We start from the raw sequence: 3195 nt of genomic DNA, 5'->3' as shown, positions 1-3195 counted from the left end.
TGGTGTGTGGTGTAAGTTATCGGCCTATTAGTACCGGTCAGCTTCACGAGTCGTTAGTCCTCGCTTCCACATCCGGCCTATCAACCCAGTGGTCTGGCTGGGGGCCTCTCACACACGAGGTGTATGGAAATCTCATCTTGAAGCGAGCTTCCCGCTTAGATGCTTTCAGCGGTTATCCCATCCGAACGTAGCTAATCAGCGGTGCACTTGGCAGTACAACTGACACACCAGAGGTTCGTCCGTCCCGGTCCTCTCGTACTAAGGACAGCCCTTCTCAAATTTCCTGCGCGCGCAGCGGATAGGGACCGAACTGTCTCACGACGTTCTAAACCCAGCTCGCGTACCGCTTTAATGGGCGAACAGCCCAACCCTTGGGACCTACTCCAGCCCCAGGATGCGACGAGCCGACATCGAGGTGCCAAACCATGCCGTCGATATGGACTCTTGGGCAAGATCAGCCTGTTATCCCCGAGGTACCTTTTATCCGTTGAGCGACGGCCATTCCACAATGTACCGCCGGATCACTAGTCCCGACTTTCGTCCCTGCTCGAGATGTCTCTCTCACAGTCAAGCTCCCTTGTGCACTTACACTCGACACCTGATTGCCAACCAGGCTGAGGGAACCTTTGGGCGCCTCCGTTACTTTTTAGGAGGCAACCGCCCCAGTTAAACTACCCATCAGGCACTGTCCCTGACCCGGATTACGGGCCGAAGTTAGATGTCCAAAGTGACCAGAGTGGTATTTCAACGATGACTCCACCCGAACTGGCGTCCGGGCTTCAACGTCTCCCACCTATCCTACACAAGCCACTCCGAACACCAATACCAAACTATAGTAAAGGTCTCGGGGTCTTTCCGTCCTGCTGCGCGTAACGAGCATCTTTACTCGTACTGCAATTTCGCCGAGTTTATGGTTGAGACAGCGGGGAAGTCGTTACTCCATTCGTGCAGGTCGGAACTTACCCGACAAGGAATTTCGCTACCTTAGGATGGTTATAGTTACCACCGCCGTTTACTGGGGCTTAAATTCTCAGCTTCGCCTTGCGGCTAACCGGTCCTCTTAACCTTCCAGCACCGGGCAGGAGTCAGTCCGTATACATCGTCTTGCGACTTCGCACGGACCTGTGTTTTTAGTAAACAGTCGCTTCCCCCTGGTCTCTGCGGCCCCGATCCCCTCCGGACAGCAAGTGTCCATCAAGGTTGGGGCCCCCCTTCTCCCGAAGTTACGGGGGCATTTTGCCGAGTTCCTTAACCATAATTCTCTCGATCGCCTTAGTATTCTCTACCTGATCACCTGTGTCGGTTTGGGGTACGGGCGGCTAAAACCTCGCGTCGATGCTTTTCTAGGCAGCATAGGATCACCGAATCCCCCCATACGGGGGTCCCGTCAGGTCTCAGGCATCATGAACGGCGGATTTGCCTACCGTTCGCCCTACATCCTTGGACCGGGACAACCATCGCCCGGCTCGGCTACCTTCCTGCGTCACACCTGTTAATACGCTTACCTCCCAGGATCAGGTCCCGCGCTCCACCAAAACCCTCACACCACAAGGGTGATCGGGCAGGTCTCGGGCGGTTAGTATCCCCTGTTCAGCATGGGCGGTTTTTCGCCGGTACGGGAATATCAACCCGTTGTCCATCGACTACGCCTGTCGGCCTCGCCTTAGGTCCCGACTTACCCAGGGCAGATTAGCTTGACCCTGGAACCCTTGATCATTCGGCGGACGGGTTTCTCACCCGTCTTTCGCTACTCATGCCTGCATTCTCACTCGTGTAGGCTCCACCGCTGGTTTACACCGCGACTTCACTGCCCACACGACGCTCCCCTACCCATCCACACTCCTGAACCACAAAGGCTTGGATAAAATGTGAATGCCACAACTTCGGCGGTGTACTTGAGCCCCGCTACATTGTCGGCGCGGAATCACTTGACCAGTGAGCTATTACGCACTCTTTTAAGGATGGCTGCTTCTAAGCCAACCTCCTGGTTGTCTTCGCAACTCCACATCCTTTCCCACTTAGCACACGCTTAGGGGCCTTAGTTGGTGGTCTGGGCTGTTTCCCTCTCGACTATGAAGCTTATCCCCCACAGTCTCACTGCTGCGCTCTCACTTACCGGCATTCGGAGTTTGGCTGACGTCAGTAACCTTGTAGGGCCCATTAGCCATCCAGTAGCTCTACCTCCGGTAAGAAACACGCAACGCTGCACCTAAATGCATTTCGGGGAGAACCAGCTATCACGAAGTTTGATTGGCCTTTCACCCCTACCCACAGCTCATCCCCTCCATTTTCAACTGAAGTGGGTTCGGTCCTCCACGACGTCTTACCGTCGCTTCAACCTGGCCATGGGTAGATCACTTCGCTTCGGGTCTAGATCACGCCACTGCAACGCCCTATTCAGACTCGCTTTCGCTACGGCTGCCCCACACGGGTTAACCTCGCGACGTAACACTAACTCGCAGGCTCATTCTTCAAAAGGCACGCCGTCACCAGAATCAGACTGGCTCCGACGGATTGTAAGCACACGGTTTCAGGTACTGTTTCACTCCCCTCCCGGGGTACTTTTCACCTTTCCCTCACGGTACTGGTCCGCTATCGGTCATTAGGGAGTATTTAGGCTTATCAGGTGGTCCTGACAGATTCGCACGGGATTTCTCGGGCCCCGTGCTACTTGGGATACTTCCCAGGCGGTACACAACATTTCAGTTACGGGGCTCACACCCTCTCTGGCCGGCCTTTCAAGACCGTTCACCTATGCCTGTACTACTCACCTCGCTGTCCCGGCAGAGACAGCACGGGAAGTCCCGCAACCCCGACCATGCAACGCCCGCCGGCTATCACACATGGAACGGTTTAGCCTGATCCGCGTTCGCTCGCCACTACTAACGGAATCACTATTGTTTTCTCTTCCTGCGGGTACTGAGATGTTTCACTTCCCCGCGTTCCCTCCACGCACCCTATGTGTTCAGATGCGGGTCACCAGGCAGCTCGCGCCCCTGGCGGGGTTTCCCCATTCGGACACCCTGGGATCACAGTCCGGTTATCGACTCCCCCAGGCTTATCGCAGATTCCTACGTCCTTCTTCGGCTCCTAATGCCAAGGCATCCACCGTGTGCTCTTAAAAACTTGACCACAAAAGATCAAAAACGCTAATTTTCGAGAGAACCATGAAAACCAACCACACACCCGAAGGCG

At 55.2% G+C, this 3195-nt stretch carries 1 rRNA gene; it reads right to left on the bottom strand.

Features of this window, described 5'->3' with window-relative positions:
- Positions 1-6: 6 nt before the first annotated feature.
- Positions 7-3132 (bottom strand): 23S ribosomal RNA (locus J2805_RS23865).
- Positions 3133-3195 lie beyond the last annotated feature (63 nt).

Origin of the sequence: Arthrobacter oryzae (assembly GCF_031454875.1) — a bacterium.
Taxonomy (GTDB): Bacteria; Actinomycetota; Actinomycetes; order Actinomycetales; family Micrococcaceae; genus Arthrobacter; species Arthrobacter oryzae_D.
This window is presented reverse-complemented; position numbering and strand designations above follow the sequence as displayed.